Raw genomic sequence first — 18188 nt, forward strand, 5'->3', positions numbered from 1 at the left:
CGCGCGGGTGCTCATCGATTCCCCGCTTCCGCAGCTCGATCGCCTCTTCGACTACGCCGTCCCCGACGAGCTGCGGGATTCGGCGGCCGCCGGAGTGCGTGTGAAGGTGCCGTTGCGCTCGGCCGGTCGCGTCGTCGAGGGCTGGATCGTCGAGACGGCGGAAGAGGAGCCTGTTCCGCGACCGCTGTCGGATCTCGAGGCGGTCGTGTCGTCGGTTCCCGTGCTTCCCGCCAGGCTCCACGACCTCGCGCGTCGCGTGGCAGACCGCGCCGCCGGATCGGCCTGCGACATCCTGCGCCTGGCGATCCCCAAGCGCATGGTCCGGGCCGAGAAGGCGTGGCTGGCGGCAGGACCGCCCGACGCCCCTCGGGTGGAGGAGGCGACGGCGATGTGGGCGCGCGGCGCCCTGGCGGACTTCCCGGGTCTGGCCGAAGCGCTCGAGGACGGCGGTCGGATCGCGCTCGACGCTCCGCCGCGTCCGGCGCGCACGCCCGACGGCGTCGACGTGGGCGGCTGGGCGGAGCTGCTGGCCGCGGCCGCCGTCGACACGCTCGCCCGCGGACGCAGCGCGGTCGTCGCCGTGCCGGATCATCGCGACCTGGCCCAGCTGGAGGCGGCGCTGACCGTGCGCGCGCCGGCCGGGTCGGTGATCCGCGACGACGCCGCCCAGAGCGGTCCGGCCCGCTACGCGGCCTATCTGCGCATCCTCGCCGAGCAGCCGTGCATCGTCATCGGGAACCGCTCCACGGTCTACGCGCCGGCCCATGACTGCGGGCTCGTGGCGATATGGGACGACGGGGACGGACTCCTGGCCGAGCCGCTCAGCCCCGGGGTGCACGCCAGAGACGCCGCCCTCGTCCGCCAGGGCGTCGAAGGCTCGGCCCTGCTGCTCATGGGGCATACGCGCACGACGGACGTGCAGCGGCTCGTCTCGATCGGCTGGGTCGCCGAGCTCCACGCCGCCCGGCGCCACACGCCGCGCATCGTCCTCAGCGCGACGCACGAAGGCGAGACGCGCGCCGTGCGCATCCCCTCGAGCGCCTTCGCCGCTGCCCGCGAAGCCCTCGCATCCGGTCCCGTACTCGTGCAGGTGGCCCGGCCGGGCTACGCGCCCGTCCTGGTGTGCGCGGAGTGCCGGCGCCCGACGCGCTGCACCCACTGCGCCGGCCCGCTCCACGCGGCGCGGCAGGGGGCCGTTCCCACGTGCGCCTGGTGCGGGCGCGAAGCCGGTGGATGGGCCTGTCCCCACTGCTCCTCCACGCGGGTGCGGATGGCATCGTCGGGGAGCGAGCGGACGGCGGACGAACTCGGGCGGGCGTTCCCCGACACCCGTGTCATCGTCGCCGACGGCGAGCACCCCGTCTCCCACGTCGACGAGCGTCCCGCTCTGGTCGTCGCCACCCGAGGGGCCGAGCCGATCGCAGCGGGCGGGTACCGCGCCGTGGTCCTGCTGGACGGCGAGCGGATGCTGCTGGCCGAGGACCTCCGCATCGGCGAGTCGTGCCTGCGCTGGTGGTCGAACGCCGCCGCGCTGGCGGCACCCGGTGCGCCCGTTCACCTGGTCGGGGTGACCGGGGCGGTGGCCCGGGCGCTCGCGACCTGGACGCAGCCGGCCTACGCCGCCGCCGAGCTCGCCGACCGCGCGGAGCTGCGGATGCCCCCCGCGGTGCGCGTCGCCGCGATCGAGGGCCCCTCACGCCTCGTCGACGAGGTGCTGCGCACGGTGCGCGCCGAGGTCCCTCAGCTCGACGCCGCCGCCGTGCTCGGCCCGGTGCCCGCAGCCGACGAGGCGGTGCGCGCACTGCTGCGGTTCGACTACTCGTCGGGGGCACGTGTGACGTCGACCCTGCGCGCCTCGGTCGTCCAGTCCGCCCTGTCATCGCGCCGCGGCTCTGGTCGCCCCGGCGTGCGGAATCCACCCCGGAATACACTCAGAGTGCGGGTCGACCTGCCCGACCTCGACGTGTGAGGAGCCCCATGCGACTCGTGTTCGCGGGGACGCCCGAAGCGGCCGTCCCCTCCCTGCGACTGCTCGCGGCCTCGACCCACGAGGTCGTCGCCGTGGTCACGCGCACCGATGCCCCCCTCGGCCGCAAGCGCGTGCTCACGCCGTCGCCGGTGGCCGCGGCGGCGGACGACCTCGGACTGGCGGTCATCAAGACCGACCGGCTGGACGCGGACGCGACCGCCCGCATCCTCGGGCGCGATCCCGACCTGGGGGTCATCGTCGCCTACGGCGGACTCGTCCGCGAGCCGCTGCTGTCGGCCCCCGCCCACGGCTGGATCAACCTGCATTTCTCGCTCCTGCCGCGGTGGCGCGGGGCCGCCCCCGTGCAGCGCGCGCTCATCGCCGGCGACGATCGGACGGGTTCGACGGTCTTCCAGCTCGTGCCGGACCTGGATGCCGGCGACGTCTTCGCCGAGGACGCGCTGCCGATGCCTCCGGGCGCGACCGCCGGCGGGCTGCTCGAGCAGCTCGCGCAGACAGGCGCCGATCAGCTCGCCGGCGTCGTCGACGCCATCGCCGAGGGCACCGCGGTCGCCGTGCCGCAGACGGGGGAGCCGAGCTACGCGCCGAAGCTGACGCTCGAGGACGGGCGCATCCGCTGGACGGACCCGCGCGAGGCCGTCCTCGCCCGCATCCGCGGCGTCACACCCGAGCCCGGGGCCCACACGACCGTCGCCGGCGCGCGGCTGAAGATCCAGGCGGCGGCCGCCGCGGCCGACGACGCGCCGCGCCTCGAGCCCGGGCACTTGGCCCTGCACGGTCGCGACGTCGTGGTCGGCACGGGCACCGACGCCGTGCGGCTCGACACCGTCCAGCCGGCGGGCAAGGGCGCCATGCGCGCCGCCGACTGGTGGCGGGGCCTGCGCGAGACCGATGCGGTGGCGGGACGGTGAGCCGCGTCACGCCGGCCCGGCAGGTCGCCTTCGACGTCCTGCGCGCGGTGCACGAATCCGATGCCTACGCGAATCTGCTCATGCCCAAGGCGATCGAGCGCGCTCAGCTCGGCAGCGCAGATGCGGCACTGGCCACCGAGCTCGCGTACGGCACACTCCGTCGCCAGGGCACCTACGACGCGGTCATCGAGATCGCCGCCGACCGCACCGTGCACCGCATCGACCCGGGCGTGCTCGACGCCCTGCGGCTGGGCGTGCATCAGCTCTTGTCGACGCGCGTGGCCAGCCACGCGGCGGTGAACGAGTCCGTCGAACTGGCGCGATCGGTGGGCGGGCGCGGCCCGGCGGGATTCGCCAACGCCGTTCTGCGACGGGTGTCACGAGACGTTCCGGGGGAGTGGATGACCCGCGTGGCCGAGTCCGCGCGCTCGAACGACGAGCGCCTCGGCCTCATCCACTCCCACCCGGTGTGGGTCGTCAGGGCCATGCGCCGCGCCCTCGCCGCCGAGGGCCGCGCCGACGAGCTCGAGGAGCTCCTGAGCGCCGACAACGCCTCACCGCGCGTCACGCTCGCCGCGCTCCCCGGCCTGGCCGACGTCCCGGCGGACGCCGCGCACACCTCCTACTCGCCGTTCGGCTTCCGCCTCGACGGCGGCGACCCCGACCGCATCGTGACCGAATCCGGCGGACGCGTCCGCGTGCAGGACGAGGGGTCCCAGCTGGCCGCGCTCGCGCTCACCCGGCACGCGCCGGTGCGGGAGGGGGAGCGCTGGCTCGACCTGTGTGCAGGCCCCGGCGGCAAGACCGCGGTCCTCGCCGCCGAGGCGCTGGCCCACGGCGCGCACCTCGAGGCCAACGAGATCTCCCCTGCCCGCGCCGGTCTGGTCCGGCGCGCGGTCGCCGGGGTCCCGTCGGACGTCCCCGTCAGCGAGGAGGACGGACGCGCGCGCGCCGCCGAGAGCGCCGGCCGGTACGACCGCATCCTCGTCGATGCGCCCTGCACCGGGCTGGGCGCCCTGCGCCGCCGCCCCGAGGCCCGCTGGCGCAAGTCGCCCGCAGACATCCCGGAGCTGACGTCGCTGCAGACCGGGCTGCTGAGCTCGGCGCTCGGCGCCCTCAAGCCCGGCGGCGTCGTGGCGTACGTCACGTGCTCGCCGCATCTGGCCGAGACCGCCGGCGTGGTCGCCGAGGTCAAGCGCGAGTGGGGAGAGGCGATCGAGGAGCTGTCCGCGCGCGACGCGGTCACCGCGGTGAGCCAGGTCGATCCGCAGCTGGCCGCGCAGTCCGACGGCTCCGGACGCGCACAGCTGTGGCCGCACCGCCACGGCACCGACGCCATGTCGATCTCGCTGCTGCGCCGCGTGTAGCCGGGTGCCGGCGGGGCGACCGCCATAATGGGGACGTGCCCCACAGCGACGCCCCGGCCCCCGGCATCCGCATCAACCCCAGCATCCTGGCGGCGGACTTCGTGAACATGCAGACCGAGCTCGCGCGCATCGCGGCCGCGGACTTCGTGCACGTCGACGTCATGGACAACCACTTCGTGCCGAACCTGACGTTCGGCCCGCAGATGGTCGAGCGGATCCAGGCGACCAGCCCCGTTCCGTTGGACGTGCACCTCATGATCGACGACCCGGACCGATGGGCGCCCGGCTACGCCGAGATCGGCGCGGCGAGCGTCACATTCCACCTCGAGGCCGCCAACGAGCCCGTCGCCCTCGCCCGGCGACTGCGCGCGATCGGCAGCCGTGCCGGTGTCGCGGTCAAGCCCGCCACCGGCGTCGAGGGCCTCTTCGACCTCCTCGACGACTTCGACCAGATCCTCGTCATGACCGTCGAACCCGGATTCGGCGGGCAGTCCTTCATGCCCGAGACCATGCCGAAGCTGCGCAGGCTCGCCGATGAGGCGCGGAGGCGGGGCTCGTCGGTGTGGCTCCAGGTCGACGGCGGCATCTCTGCGGCGACGATCGAGCAGGCCGCCGAAGCGGGGGCCGACACGTTCGTCGCGGGCTCCGCGGTCTTCGGCGCCGGCGACCCCGGTGCGGCCATCGCCGGGCTCCGCGCCACCGCCGCCGCGCACCCGCACGTGCACTGAGCCCGCGCATGCACGGCCGCGCGATGTCACGCGGACATCCGGGGCCTGCCCGGACGATACCCTTGCAGGGTGAAGACGTTCGACGTTCTGTACGCGGAACTCGCCGCCAAGGCGGCCTCGCGCCCCGAGGGCTCGGGGACGGTGGCCCAGCTGGACGCCGGCGTGCATGCCATCGGCAAGAAGATCGTCGAAGAGGCGGCCGAGGTCTGGATGGCCGCCGAGTACGAGTCCGACGCGGCGGCAGCCGAGGAGATCTCGCAGCTGCTCTACCACCTGCAGGTCCTGATGCTCGCCAAGGGGCTGACGCTCGAGGACGTCTACCGACATCTCTGAGCCGGCCCCGACCCTTCCCGCGACTTCAGAAAGCCATCCCATGCTGCGCATCGCCGTGCCGAACAAGGGCTCGCTGAGCGAGACCGCCTCCGACATGCTGCGCGAGGCCGGATACACCGGCCGTCGCGACAGCAAGGACCTCCACGTCGTCGACCACGCCAACGACGTCGAGTTCTTCTACCTGCGTCCCAAGGACATCGCCACCTACGTCGGCTCCGGCGCGCTGGACGTCGGCATCACGGGCCGCGACCTGCTCATGGACGCCCGGATGCCGGGAGCGCGCGAGATCGAGGCCCTCGGCTTCGGGCGATCGACGTTCCGCTTCGCGGCCCCGCCGGGGACGTACGCCGACCTCGCCGACCTCGAGGGGGTCCGCATCGCGACGTCCTACCCGGGGCTCGTGGACTCGTTCCTCGACACCCACGGCGTCGCCGTCGACCTCGTCCCGCTGGACGGCGCGGTGGAATCCGCCGTCCGGCTGGGCGTCGCGGACGCCGTCGCCGACGTCGTGGAGACGGGCACGACGCTGCGTCAGGCGGGTCTGGAGGTCTTCGGACCGCCCCTGCTGCAGTCCGAGGCCGTCCTGATCACCGGACCCGACGACGCCCCCGGCACCGAGACGCTGCTGCGGCGCCTGCGCGGCGTCATGGTCGCGCGCCGCTACGTCATGGTCGACTACGACCTGCCCGCCGACCTGGTCGATCAGGCGGTCGCGATCGCGGGCGGCGTGGAGTCGCCGACGATCTCGCCGCTGCGCGACCCGTCCTGGGTCGCCGTGCGCGTGATGGTGGCGCGGACCACCGTGAACAAGGTCATGGACGAGCTGTACGCGCTCGGCGCGCGCGCGATCCTCGTCACCGCGATCCACAACGCGAGGCTGTGATGAGCCTCGTCTGCCGTGTCATCCCATGCCTGGACGTGGCCGCCGGACGCGTGGTCAAGGGCGTCAACTTCGAGAACCTGCGCGACATGGGCGACCCCGTCGAGCTCGCCCGCGAGTACTTCCGCCAGGGTGCGGACGAGCTGACGTTCCTCGATGTCACCGCGACGGTCGACGACCGCGCGACGACGTACGACGTGGTCCAGCGCACTGCCGAAGAGGTCTTCATCCCGCTGACCGTCGGGGGAGGCGTCCGCACGTCCGACGACGTCGCGCGCCTGCTCTCGGTCGGCGCCGACAAGATCGGCGTCAACTCCGCCGCCATCGCCCGGCCGGTGCTCCTCGATGAGATCGCGGACCGCTTCGGCGCGCAGGTGCTCGTCCTCTCGCTGGACGTCAAGCGCTCGCCGAACACCGAGTCCGGCTTCGTCGTGACGACGCACGGCGGGCGCACCGAGACCTCCCTGGACGCCCTGGCGTGGGCGCGGGAGGCCATCGACCGGGGCGCGGGCGAGCTGCTGGTGAACTCCATCGACGCCGACGGCACCAAAGAGGGGTTCGACCTCGAACTCGTCACCCTCATGCGCGAGATCTCGAGCGTCCCCGTGATCGCCTCGGGGGGCGCGGGCAAGGCCGAGGACTTCGCCCCCGCGATCGCCGCCGGTGCCGACGCCGTCCTCGCGGCATCCGTCTTCCACTCCGGCCAGCTGACGGTCGGCGACGTCAAGGCGGTCATGGCCGCGGACGGCATCGAGGTGCGGGAGGTTCACGCGTGAGCGAGAGCGCCCAGGAGCGCATCGACCGGGTCGCGTTCAACCCCGACGGCCTCGTGGCGGCGATCATCCAGCAGTGGGATTCCAAAGAGGTCCTCATGCTGGGCTGGATGGACGCCGAGGCTCTGCGGCGGACCCTCACGGAGGGCCGTGTGACGTTCTGGTCGCGGTCGCGCCAGGAGTACTGGCGCAAGGGGGACACGTCCGGCAACATCCAGCTCGTGCGGGGCGCGCGCCTCGACTGCGACGGGGACGCGGTCCTGATCACGGTCGAGCAGGTCGGCCCGGCGTGCCACACCGGGACGCGCACGTGCTTCGACGCCGACGACCTGGCACCCGCGGTCGCCCCGTGATCCGCCGCGCCCGGCTGCTGAGCGTCCTGACCGTCCTCGCGTCGGGCGCGCTCGGCGTCATCGCATCGACGCAGGTGTGGCTCGACGTCACGCTCGCCGACGGCGCCGCCGAGCCCCTCACCGTCGCCGGTGCCGACGCCGTCGTCCTCCTGACCCCGCTGAGCCTCGCGGCGCTCGCCCTGGGGGCCGCGCTCAGCATCGTCGGCCTCGTGCTCCGCTATGCGTTCGGGGTTCTGACGGTCGCGATCGGCTCGGTCCTGCTCGTCCTCACGTGGCGCGTCGCCGCCGACCAGCCCATCGACGCCGTGACGTCCGCGGTCACCGATGCCACCGGCATCAGCGGAGCCGGCGCGATCGCCGAACTCGTGGTGTCGATCACGCCGACGCCGTGGCCCGCCGTGACGCTCGCCGGGTGGGTCGTCATGCTCGCGGCGGGGGTCTTCGTGCTCGTCACGGCCCGCCGGTGGGGTGCCGGGGACCGCCGCTACCGCACCGACGCCGCGCGGGCGGAGGCGGGCGCCGGGTCGCGCACGCGGCCGCACGACGCCATCGATTCGTGGGACGAGCTGTCACGGGGCGAGGATCCCACCGAGTGAGCCGCTAGACTGACCAGGCCCACGCACTTCCGGAGGAGATCCATGAGCAACCCCATCGGCGATCCCGGCCACGGACACTCGCCCGCCGCCTGGACCGCTGTCGTGATCATGCTGCTGGCCATCACGGTCGGCACGGTCGCCTTCTTCTTCGAGATGACCTGGCTCGTCTGGGTCTCGGCCGCGTTCATCGTCGTCGGCATCGTCGTCGGCTGGGCCATGGCCAGGGCCGGCTACGGCGTCAACGGCCCGAAGTACACGCCGAAAGCGCACTGATCATGCTCGCCGACCTCACGGCCGGCGCGGTTGAGGATGCCGAGGCTCGCGCGATCGAGCAGCCTCTCGCGGTCGTCGAGGCCGCGGCAGCGGCGCAGACGCCCGCTCGCGACGCCCTGAGCGCGCTGGCACCGGCCGATCGCGTGAAGATCATCGCCGAGGTCAAGCGCGCGAGTCCCTCGCGCGGCCACCTCGCCGCGATCCCGGACCCGGCTCTCCAGGCCTCGCTCTACGAGCAGGGCGGAGCGTCGGCGATCTCGGTGCTGACCGAGGGGCGCAGGTTCAAGGGCAGCCTCGCCGACCTCGAGGCCGTGAAGGCCCGTGTGTCGCTGCCGGTGCTGCGCAAGGACTTCATCGCCACGGAGTACCAGGTGCTCGAAGCGCGAGCGGCGGGCGCCGACCTCGTGCTGCTGATCGTCGCGGCCCTCGACCAGCCCACGCTGGCCCGGCTGCACGACCTCATCCTCTCGCTCGGGATGACCCCGCTGGTCGAGACGCACTCCGCCGAAGAGGTGGATCGCGCCGCCGACGTCGGCGCACGCCTCATCGGCGTCAACGCCCGAGACCTCACGACGTTCCAGCTCGACCGCGATCTGTTCGGCCGGCTCGCCGATCGCATCCCCGCGGATGCGGTCCGGATCGCGGAGTCGGCCGTGCTGACGCCGGCGGACGTCACCCACTACCGCTCGGCGGGAGCCGATGTGGTCCTGATCGGCGAGGCGCTGGTGACCGGCGACCCCGTCGCCACCCTGAACGCGTTCCTGGAGGCAGGCGCATGAGTCTTCGCGAGGTGACCGGACCGTTCTTCGGCGAGTTCGGCGGCCGCTACATGCCCGAGTCGCTCATCGCGGCGATCGACGAGCTGACCGAGGTCTACGAATCGGCCAAGGCCGACCCCGAGTTCCAGGCGGAGTTCCTGCGACTGCTCGGCTCGTACGCCGGACGGCCGTCTGCCCTCACCGAGGTGTCGCGCTTCGCCGAGCATGCGGGCGGCGCGCGCGTGTTCCTCAAGCGCGAGGACCTCAATCACACCGGCTCGCACAAGATCAACAACGTCATCGGCCAGGCGCTGCTGACCAAGCGCCTGGGCAAGACGCGCGTGATCGCCGAGACCGGCGCCGGCCAGCACGGCGTCGCCACGGCGACCGCGGCGGCGCTGTTCGGGTTCGAGTGCACCATCTACATGGGCGAGGTCGACACCGAGCGCCAGGCGCTGAACGTCGCTCGCATGCGGCTCCTGGGCGCCGAGGTCGTGCCGGTGACGACGGGATCGCGGACGCTCAAGGACGCGATCAACGAGGCCTACCGGGACTGGGTCGCCAGCGTCGAGACGACGAACTACATCTTCGGCACGGCCGCGGGTCCCCACCCGTTCCCGGCGATGGTGCGCGACTTCCAGAAGATCATCGGCGAGGAGGCCCGCGCCCAGCTGCTGGACGAGATCGGGCGGCTGCCCGACGCGGTCATCGCGTGCGTGGGCGGCGGCTCCAACGCGATCGGCATGTTCGACGCGTTCCTCGACGACTCCGGCGTCGCCCTCTACGGCGTCGAAGCGGCCGGCGACGGCGTCGACACGCCCCGCCACGCGGCGTCGATCGAGCGCGGCCGGCCCGGCGTCCTCCACGGCGCGAAGACCTACGTGCTGCAGGACGAGGACGGCCAGACCGTCGAGTCCCACTCGATCTCGGCGGGACTGGACTACCCGGGCGTCGGACCCGAGCACGCGTGGCTGGCCTCGATCGGGCGCGCGACCTACATCCCCGCCACCGACGACGAGGCGATGCAGGCGCTGCGCCTGCTGTCGCGCACCGAGGGCATCATCCCCGCCATCGAATCCGCGCACGCCCTCGCCGGCGCCCTGCGCATCGGACGCGAGCTCGGCCCGGACGCCGTGCTGGCGGTCTCGCTGTCGGGACGCGGCGACAAGGACATGGACACGGCCGCCCGCTACTTCGGGCTGTACGACGAAGGAGCCACCGAATGACCTCGCGCGTGTCGGCCGCCATCGACGCCGCGCGCGCCGCGGGGCGCGGAGCGTTCGTCGGCTACCTGCCGATCGGCTATCCCGACCTGCAGACGAGCATCGAGGCGGCGGTGACGCTCGCCGAGAACGGCGCGGACATCCTCGAGCTCGGCCCGCCGTACTCGGATCCGGTGATGGACGGCCCCATCATCCAGGAGGCCACGACGGCGGCCCTCGCCGCCGGCTTCAAGCTGCGCGACACCTTCACCGCGGTGCGCGAGATCGTACGGCGCGTCGACGTGCCCGTGCTCGTCATGACGTATTGGAACCCCGTGCTCCAGTACGGCGTGGACCGGTTCGCCGACGAGCTCAGCGCCGCGGGCGGCGCCGGCCTCATCACCCCCGACATCACGCCGGACGCGGCGGGGGAGTGGGTCGCCGCGAGCACGCGCACCGGGCTCGACCGGGTCTTCCTGGCGGCCCCGACCTCCACCGAAGACCGGCTCCGGATGATCGTCGAGAACTCCACCGGCTTCGTGTACACCGTCTCGACGATGGGCATCACGGGGGAGCGGGCGCAGCTCGACGCCGCCGCGCGCACGCTCGTCGCCCGGCTGCGCGAGCACGGGGCCGGCCACGCCTGCGTCGGCATCGGCATCTCGAACGCCGAGCAGGTCGCCGGCGTGCTCGAGTACGCCGACGGCGCCATCGTCGGCACAGCCCTCGTCCGCGCCCTGCGCGACGGCGGCCTCGAGGGTCTCGCGGCCGCCGCACGCGACCTCGCCGGTGGCACAGCGCTCCACTCGATCTAGACTTCACACGTCGGCAATCCCCGGCACACCCACCAGCAAGGACCCGATCGCACATGATCCATGCCGCGCACAGCTTCACGAACACCCTCGTCGCCAGCATCCCGAGCCCGTCGATCAGCTACTTCGACCTGGGGCCGCTGCGCGTCCACATCTACGCGCTGTGCATCATCACGGGCATCATCGTCGCGGTCCTGATGACCAACCACCGCCTCACCAAGCGCGGGGCGGAGCCCTGGGTGGTCATCGACATCGCCCTCATCGCCGTCCCGCTCGCCATCATCACGGCGCGCATCTACCACGTGCTCACGCACTGGAGCTTCTACTTCGGCGAGGGCGCCGACCCGCTCACCGCGCTCTACATCTGGGAGGGCGGCATCGCCATCTACGGCGCGCTAATCGGCGGCGCCGTGGGCGCGTGGCTGGGATGCCGCTGGACCGGCATCCGCTTCTGGTCGTTCGCCGACGCCCTGGCACCGGGCATCCTGCTCGCACAGGCCATCGGACGCTTCGGCAACTGGTTCAACCAGGAGCTGTTCGGGCTTCCCACCGACCTGCCGTGGGGCCTCGAGATCGACAGCGACAACCCCGCCTTCCCGCCGGGGCTCGAGCCCGGAACGCTGTTCCACCCGACCTTCCTGTACGAGGTCCTCTGGAACACGCTCGGCGTGCTGGTGCTGCTGTGGGCCGGTCGCGCCCTCAAGCTCCAGTGGGGCAAGCTCTTCGCCCTCTACCTCATCTGGTACAGCGCGGGCCGCGTCGTGTGGGAGTCCATCCGCATCGATCCGAGCGAGATCATCCTGGGCCTGCGCACCAACGTGTGGGCCGCCATCATCGGCGTCCTGCTCGGTCTCGTCATCATCGTCGTGCAGACGCGGAGGCACCCGGGGATCGAGGCGTCGCCGTATTCTCCGGGCCGCGAATGGCGCCCGGACGGACCTGTACAATCTCAGGACACCGACGACTACGTCGACGTCAGCGAACCGCCGGCGGCCGAGGAAGTCACAGCGAACGCCACAAGCACTGTCGCCACGAAGAAGTAACGCACGCTCCGGAAGTAACGCACGCTCCGCAAGCATCACCCACTGGGCCGACGTCGTCCCATCTTGAGCATCAACGTGAGGACGGTAGGTATGGCTTCGAGCCCCCGTCGCAGCGCCTCTGCCGAGGCGACCACCCCGCAGCACCGGCTGGACTCGTTCCCCGAGAAGCAGGGGATGTACAACCCTGCCTTCGAGAAGGACGCGTGCGGTCTCGCCATGGTGGCGACGCTGCGCGGACACGCCGGTCACGACATCATCGACCTCGCGCTGACCGCGCTGCGCAACCTCGAGCACCGCGGCGCGATCGGGTCGGATGCCGGCACGGGCGACGGGGCGGGCATCCTCACGCAGATGCCCGACGCGTTCTTCCGTGAGGTCGTCGACTTCGATCTTCCGCCCATGGGCGAGTACGCCGCCGGCATGATCTTCCTGCCGCGCGACGACGAGGCTCGCGCCGCGCAGAAGGCCGGCATCGAGCACATCGCCGAGTCCGAGAACCTCGTCGTGCTCGGCTGGCGCGACGTGCCGACGGCCGACGAGCACCTCGGCAAGCTCTCCCACGACGCGCGGCCCGCGTTCGAGCAGCTGTTCGTGTCGCGCCCCGCCGTCGGCGACGCCGCCGCGCTGTCGGGCATCGCCCTGGACCGCCGCACGTACCGTCTGCGCAAGCGCTCGCGCACCGAGCTCGGTGCCTATTTCGTCACGCTGTCGTCGCGCACCATCGGCTACAAAGGCATGGTCACGACGCTGCAGCTCGAGCCGTTCTACCCCGACCTGCAGGACGAGCGCTTCGCCTCGGAGCTCGCGGTCGTGCACTCTCGCTATTCCACCAACACGTTCCCCTCGTGGCCGCTCGCGCAGCCGCTGCGCATGCTCGCCCACAACGGCGAGATCAACACCGTCAACGGCAACCGCAACTGGATGCGCGCTCGGCAGTCGCAGCTCGAGTCGGAGCTGATCGGCGACATCGCCCCGATGCTGCCCATCTGCACCGAGGGCGCGAGCGACTCGGCCTCGTTCGACGAGGTGCTCGAGCTCCTCACGCTGACGGGACGGAGCCTGCCCCACGCCATCATGATGATGGTGCCCGAGGCCTACGAGAAGCAGGCCACGATCGACCCCGACCTGCGCGCCTTCTACGAGTACCACTCGGGTCAGATGGAGCCGTGGGACGGCCCCGCCGCGCTCATCTTCACCGACGGCACCCTCGTCGGCTCCACGCTCGACCGCAACGGACTGCGCCCCGGGCGCTGGACCGAGACCACGGACGGCCTGATCGTCATCGGCAGCGAGACCGGCGTTCTCGACATCGAGCCCGCGCGCATCAAGCGCCGCGGACGTCTGCGTCCCGGACGCATGTTCCTCGTCGACACGGCCCAGGGCCGCGTCATCGAGGACGACGAGATCAAGCGCGATCTCGCCACGATGCACCCGTGGCAGGAGTGGCTGGACGCCGGGCGCGTCAAGCTCGCCGACCTTCCCGAGCGCGAGCACATCGTGCATCCGATCGCCTCGATCACGCGTCGCCAGCGCACGTTCGGCTATACCGAGGAAGAGGTGAAGATCCTCCTCACCCCGATGGGACAGACCGGCGCCGAGCCGCTCGGCGCCATGGGGAGCGACACCCCGGTCGCTGTCCTGAGCGACCGTCCCCGGCTGCTGTTCGACTACTTCACGCAGCAGTTCGCACAGGTGACGAACCCGCCGCTGGACTCCATCCGCGAAGAAGTCGTGACCTCGCTGTCGCTGGGACTGGGCCCCGAGCGCAACCTGCTCGCGTGGGGCCCCGACCACACGCGCACCGTCACGCTCGACTTCCCGGTGATCGACAACGACGAACTGGCGAAGATCCAGCACATCGACACGGCCCTCCCCGGGCGCAGCTCGGTCACCATCCGCGGTCTGTATCGTGTCGAGGCCGGCCACAAGGGCATGGAGAAGCGTCTCGCGCAGATGTGCGCCGAGGCCGACCAGGCCATCGAGGACGGCGCCGAGTTCCTGGTGCTCAGCGACCGCGACTCCAACAAGGACCTCGCGCCGATCCCGTCGCTGCTCATGCTCGCGGCGGTGCACCACCACCTCATCCGCAACCAGACCCGCATGAAGGTCGGCCTCGTCGTCGAGGCCGGCGACGTGCGCGAAGTGCACCACGTGGCGACGCTCATCGGCTTCGGCGCGTCTGCGGTCAACCCGTACCTGGCGATGGAGACGGTCGAGTACCTCGTGCGCGCCGGGTTCATCACCGGCGTCACCCCCGAGAAGGCCGTCGCGAACCTGATCAAGGCCCTCGGCAAGGGCGTGCTCAAGATCATGTCCAAGATGGGCATCTCGACGGTCTCCTCGTACGCCGGCGCGCAGGTGTTCGAGGCCGTCGGCCTGTCGCAGTCGTTCATCGACGCGTACTTCACGGGCACCGAGTCCAAGCTCGGGGGCGTCGGCATCCGCGTCATCGCTTCCGAGAACGCCGAGCGCCATCGCTACGCCTACCCCGAGGACGCCGCGGTGCGCGCCCACGAGCGGCTGTGGACCGGTGGCGAGTACCAGTGGCGCCGCGACGGCTCGCCTCACCTGTTCAACCCCGAGACGGTGTTCCGGCTCCAGCACGCGACGCGGACCCGGCGGTACGACATCTTCCGCGAGTACACCAAGATGGTCGACGACCAGGCGCACGAGCTGAAGACGCTGCGCGGTCTGTTCCGCCTCAAGACCGAGGGTCGCACTCCGGTGCCCATCGACGAGGTGGAGCCGGTCTCCGCGATCGTCAAGCGATTCTCGACGGGCGCGATGAGCTACGGCTCCATCTCGAGGGAGGCGCACGAGACGCTCGCCATCGCGATGAACCGCATCGGCGGCAAGTCCAACACCGGCGAGGGCGGCGAAGACGTCGACCGGCTGCTCGACCCGGAGCGCCGCAGCGCCATCAAGCAGGTCGCTTCGGGACGCTTCGGCGTGACGAGCATGTACCTCACGCAGTCCGACGACATCCAGATCAAGCTCGCGCAGGGCGCCAAGCCCGGCGAGGGGGGTCAGCTGCCGCCCACCAAGGTGTACCCGTGGGTCGCCCGCACGCGTCACGCGACGGCCGGCGTCGGCCTGATCTCGCCGCCGCCGCATCACGACATCTACTCGATCGAGGACCTCAAGCAGCTCATCTTCGACCTCAAGCGAGCGAACCCGCGTGCACGCGTGCACGTGAAGCTCGTGAGCCAGTCGGGCATCGGCGCCGTCGCCGCCGGCACCGCCAAGGCGCTCGCCGACGTCATCCTCGTCTCGGGGCACGACGGAGGCACGGGCGCGAGCCCGCTGAACTCGCTCAAGCACGCGGGCACACCGTGGGAGCTGGGCCTGGCCGAGACGCAGCAGACGCTCATGCTCAACGGCCTGCGCGACCGCGTCGTGGTCCAGGTCGACGGTCAGATGAAGTCCGGCCGCGACGTCATCATCGGCGCGCTCCTGGGCGCCGAGGAGTTCGGCTTCGCGACGGCGCCGCTGGTGGTCTCGGGATGCATCATGATGCGCGTGTGCCACCTGGACACGTGCCCGGTGGGCGTCGCCACCCAGAACCCGGTGCTGCGCTCGCGCTTCAGCGGCAAGCCGGAGTTCGTCGTGAACTTCATGGAGTTCATCGCCCAGGAGGTGCGGGAGTACCTCGCCGAGCTCGGGTTCCGCTCGCTCGACGAGGCGATCGGCCACGCCGATCTCCTCGACGTCGACGGCGCCATCCACCACTGGAAGGCCGGCGGACTGGACCTCACACCCGTGCTCGCCGGCCCGGTGTTCGCCGAGCACGAGGCGCGCCGCAACACGCGCGGGCAGGACCACGAGCTCGACGAACACTTCGACGTGTCGCTCCTCGAGCACGCTCAGGACGTGGTCGCCCACGGCGGACACCTCGAGCTGGATCTGCCGATCCGCAACACCGCCCGCGCGGTGGGGACCATGCTCGGTCATCACGTCACGCGCGCTCACGGCGAGAACGGCCTGCCATCCGGCTCGATCGAGATCACCCTGACGGGGTCGGCCGGCCAGTCCTTCGGAGCGTTCCTGCCCGCGGGCATCACACTGCGCCTCGAGGGCGACTCGAACGACTACGTCGGCAAGGGTCTGTCGGGCGGGCAGATCGTGGTGCGGCCGCCGCGCGGTGCGACCTTCGACGCGTCGAAGAACGTCATCGCCGGCAACGTCATCGGCTACGGCGCCACGCAGGGCACGATGTTCCTGCGCGGTGTGGTGGGAGAGCGGTTCTTCGTGCGCAACTCCGGTGCGACGGCGGTCGTCGAAGGGGTCGGCGACCACGCCCTGGAGTACATGACCGGCGGGCTCGCCGTGATCCTCGGCAGCACCGGCCGCAACCTCGGCGCCGGCATGTCCGGTGGCACGGCGTACATCCACGCGCTCGACCCCGACCTCGTCAACCGCGAGGCCCTCGCGGCGGGGGAGCTGGAGCTGTCGGCGCTCGGCTCGGGCGACGCCGAGATCCTGCACGACCTGCTCGAACGTCATGTGGCCGAGACCGGCTCGACGCTCGCGCAGTCGATGCTGGACGACTTCGACAACGTGATCGGCCGGTTCGTGCGGGTCCTCCCGCGCGACTACGCGGCCGTTCTGCAGACGCGCCAGGCCGCGGTCGCCGAGGGGCTGGACCCCGACGGCGACGTCGTCTGGAGCCGGATCCTGGAGGTGACGGGTGGCTGACCCGAAGGGCTTTCTGAAGGTCACCGAGCGGGAGCTGCCCGCTCGGCGGCCCGTGCCGGTCCGCATCATGGACTGGAAAGAGGTGTACGAACACGGCGACGCCGGGGTTCTGCGCCGTCAGGCCGGACGCTGCATGGACTGCGGCATCCCGTTCTGCCATCAGGGCTGCCCGCTGGGGAACCTCATCCCCGAGTGGAACGACCTGACGTGGCGCGGCGAGGGCCGCGCGGCGATCGAGCGGCTGCACGCGACGAACAACTTCCCCGAGTTCACCGGACGGCTGTGCCCCGCCCCGTGCGAGGACTCGTGCGTGCTGGGCATCAACCAGCCGCCCGTGACGATCAAGCAGATCGAGGTCTCGACGATCGACGAGGCGTTCGCCAACGGCTGGGTCGAGCCCGAACCGCCCGGGCGTCTGACCGGCAAGACCGTCGCCGTCGTGGGATCGGGCCCGGCGGGCCTCGCCGCCGCCCAGCAGCTCACGCGGGCCGGTCACACGGTGGCGGTGTTCGAGCGCGACGACCGCATCGGCGGCCTGCTGCGCTACGGCATCCCCGACTTCAAGATGGAGAAGCGCCACCTCGAGTCGCGCCTGCGCCAGATGCGCGACGAGGGCACCCGCTTCCGCGCGGGCGTCGAGATCGGCACCGACATCTCGTGGGACGATCTGCGCGCCCGCTACGACGCGGTGCTCATCGCCACCGGAGCCACGGTGCCGCGCGAGCTTCCGCTGCCCGGTCGAGACCTGGCCGGCGTCCACTTCGCGATGGAGTACCTCGTCGAGTCGAACCGCGCGACAGCCGGCGACGCCGTGTCGAACCAGATCACGGCCGAGGGCAAGCACGTCGTCGTCATCGGCGGCGGCGACACGGGGGCCGACTGCATCGGCACCGCCCACCGCCACGGGGCGCTGAGCGTCACCAACCTCGCCATCGGCAAGCGTCCGCCCGAGGACCGTCCCGAGCACGAGCCCTGGCCGATGTCGCCGCGTGTGTTCGAGGTCTCGTCAGCGCACGAGGAGGGCGGCGAGCGGGCGTTCCTGGCGTCGACCGTCGAGTTCCTCGGCAACGACGCCGGCGAGGTGCGCGCGCTGCGCGTCGCCGAGACCGAGTTCGTCGACGGCCGCCGCGTGCCCAAGAGCGGCACCGAGCGGGAGATCCCCGCCGACCTCGTCCTCATCGCCATGGGCTTCACGGGGCCCGAGCAGGCCCACCTGGGCGACCAGCTCGGCACGCGGTTCACCGGCCGCGGCAACGTGCAGCGCGAGGACGACTACCAGACCGTGACGCCGGGCGTGTTCGTCGCCGGCGACGCCGGCCGCGGACAGTCGCTCATCGTGTGGGCGATCGCCGAGGGCCGAGCCGCGGCCGCGCGCATCGACGAGTACCTGATGGGGGAGACGCAGCTGCCCGCGCCCGTCCGCCCGACGGATGTCGCGATCGGGGTGGGGCACGCGTAGGCTTGCGAGGGCCTC

At 71.8% G+C, this 18188-nt stretch carries 16 protein-coding genes; all 16 read left to right on the plus strand.

The features are described from left to right. Positions 1-7 precede the first annotated feature (7 nt). The 16 genes from P0L94_05245 to P0L94_05320 all read left to right on the plus strand — a co-directional run bounded on the left by P0L94_05245 (position 8) and on the right by P0L94_05320 (position 18173). A complete protein-coding gene (locus P0L94_05245; protein ID WES65473.1) occupies positions 8-1969 on the plus strand; it encodes a hypothetical protein in 1962 nt (653 codons plus the stop codon). A gap of 8 nt (positions 1970-1977) precedes the next feature. Further along, positions 1978-2901, plus strand: coding sequence for a methionyl-tRNA formyltransferase (fmt, locus tag P0L94_05250; protein WES65474.1), 924 nt, complete (start codon positions 1978-1980; stop codon positions 2899-2901). Further along, entirely contained in the window at positions 2898-4268 is a 1371-nt protein-coding gene (locus P0L94_05255; GenBank protein WES65475.1) for a transcription antitermination factor NusB, read from the plus strand. The genes fmt and P0L94_05255 overlap by 4 nt, the downstream gene beginning before the upstream one ends. Before the next feature lie 35 nt (positions 4269-4303). Then, positions 4304-4996, plus strand: a complete 693-nt coding sequence (gene rpe / locus P0L94_05260) for a ribulose-phosphate 3-epimerase (protein WES65476.1) — start codon at positions 4304-4306, stop codon at positions 4994-4996. Positions 4997-5065: 69 nt separating this feature from the next. After that, the gene (locus tag P0L94_05265) at positions 5066-5329 is read left to right on the plus strand and encodes a phosphoribosyl-ATP diphosphatase (GenBank protein WES65477.1); all 264 of its coding nucleotides are present in this window, start codon (positions 5066-5068) and stop codon (positions 5327-5329) included. A 40-nt stretch (positions 5330-5369) separates the two neighbouring features. Continuing rightward, entirely contained in the window at positions 5370-6212 is an 843-nt protein-coding gene (hisG, locus tag P0L94_05270) for an ATP phosphoribosyltransferase (protein WES65478.1), read from the plus strand. Next, the gene (gene hisF, locus P0L94_05275; protein WES65479.1) at positions 6212-6985 is read left to right on the plus strand and encodes an imidazole glycerol phosphate synthase subunit HisF; all 774 of its coding nucleotides are present in this window, start codon (positions 6212-6214) and stop codon (positions 6983-6985) included. Before hisG ends, hisF begins: the two co-directional genes overlap by 1 nt. Beyond that, a complete protein-coding gene (gene hisI, locus P0L94_05280) occupies positions 6982-7335 on the plus strand; it encodes a phosphoribosyl-AMP cyclohydrolase (GenBank protein WES65480.1) in 354 nt (117 codons plus the stop codon). The genes hisF and hisI overlap by 4 nt, the downstream gene beginning before the upstream one ends. After that, positions 7332-7931, plus strand: coding sequence for a Trp biosynthesis-associated membrane protein (locus P0L94_05285; protein ID WES65481.1), 600 nt, complete (start codon positions 7332-7334; stop codon positions 7929-7931). Before hisI ends, P0L94_05285 begins: the two co-directional genes overlap by 4 nt. A 42-nt stretch (positions 7932-7973) precedes the next feature. Next, positions 7974-8204: a hypothetical protein gene (locus P0L94_05290; protein ID WES65482.1), complete on the plus strand. Its 231-nt coding sequence runs from the start codon at positions 7974-7976 to the stop codon at positions 8202-8204. A gap of 2 nt (positions 8205-8206) precedes the next feature. Beyond that, positions 8207-8983, plus strand: coding sequence for an indole-3-glycerol phosphate synthase TrpC (gene trpC / locus P0L94_05295; protein WES65483.1), 777 nt, complete (start codon positions 8207-8209; stop codon positions 8981-8983). Beyond that, complete coding sequence (trpB, locus tag P0L94_05300; protein WES65484.1) at positions 8980-10188, plus strand: tryptophan synthase subunit beta; 1209 nt, start codon at positions 8980-8982, stop codon at positions 10186-10188. The genes trpC and trpB overlap by 4 nt, the downstream gene beginning before the upstream one ends. Next, positions 10185-10979 carry a tryptophan synthase subunit alpha gene (gene trpA, locus P0L94_05305; GenBank protein ID WES65485.1) on the plus strand — a complete coding sequence of 265 codons (795 nt, stop codon included), beginning with the start codon at positions 10185-10187 and terminating at the stop codon, positions 10977-10979. The genes trpB and trpA overlap by 4 nt, the downstream gene beginning before the upstream one ends. 53 nt (positions 10980-11032) lie before the next feature. Beyond that, a complete protein-coding gene (lgt, locus tag P0L94_05310; GenBank protein ID WES65486.1) occupies positions 11033-12019 on the plus strand; it encodes a prolipoprotein diacylglyceryl transferase in 987 nt (328 codons plus the stop codon). 174 nt (positions 12020-12193) lie between these two features. Next, the gene (gltB, locus tag P0L94_05315) at positions 12194-16714 is read left to right on the plus strand and encodes a glutamate synthase large subunit (protein ID WES66294.1); all 4521 of its coding nucleotides are present in this window, start codon (positions 12194-12196) and stop codon (positions 16712-16714) included. Then, positions 16707-18173, plus strand: a complete 1467-nt coding sequence (locus P0L94_05320) for a glutamate synthase subunit beta (GenBank protein WES65487.1) — start codon at positions 16707-16709, stop codon at positions 18171-18173. The genes gltB and P0L94_05320 overlap by 8 nt, the downstream gene beginning before the upstream one ends. Positions 18174-18188 lie beyond the last annotated feature (15 nt).

Source organism: Microbacter sp. GSS18 (assembly GCA_029319145.1).
Taxonomy (GTDB): Bacteria; Actinomycetota; Actinomycetes; order Actinomycetales; family Microbacteriaceae; genus Microbacterium.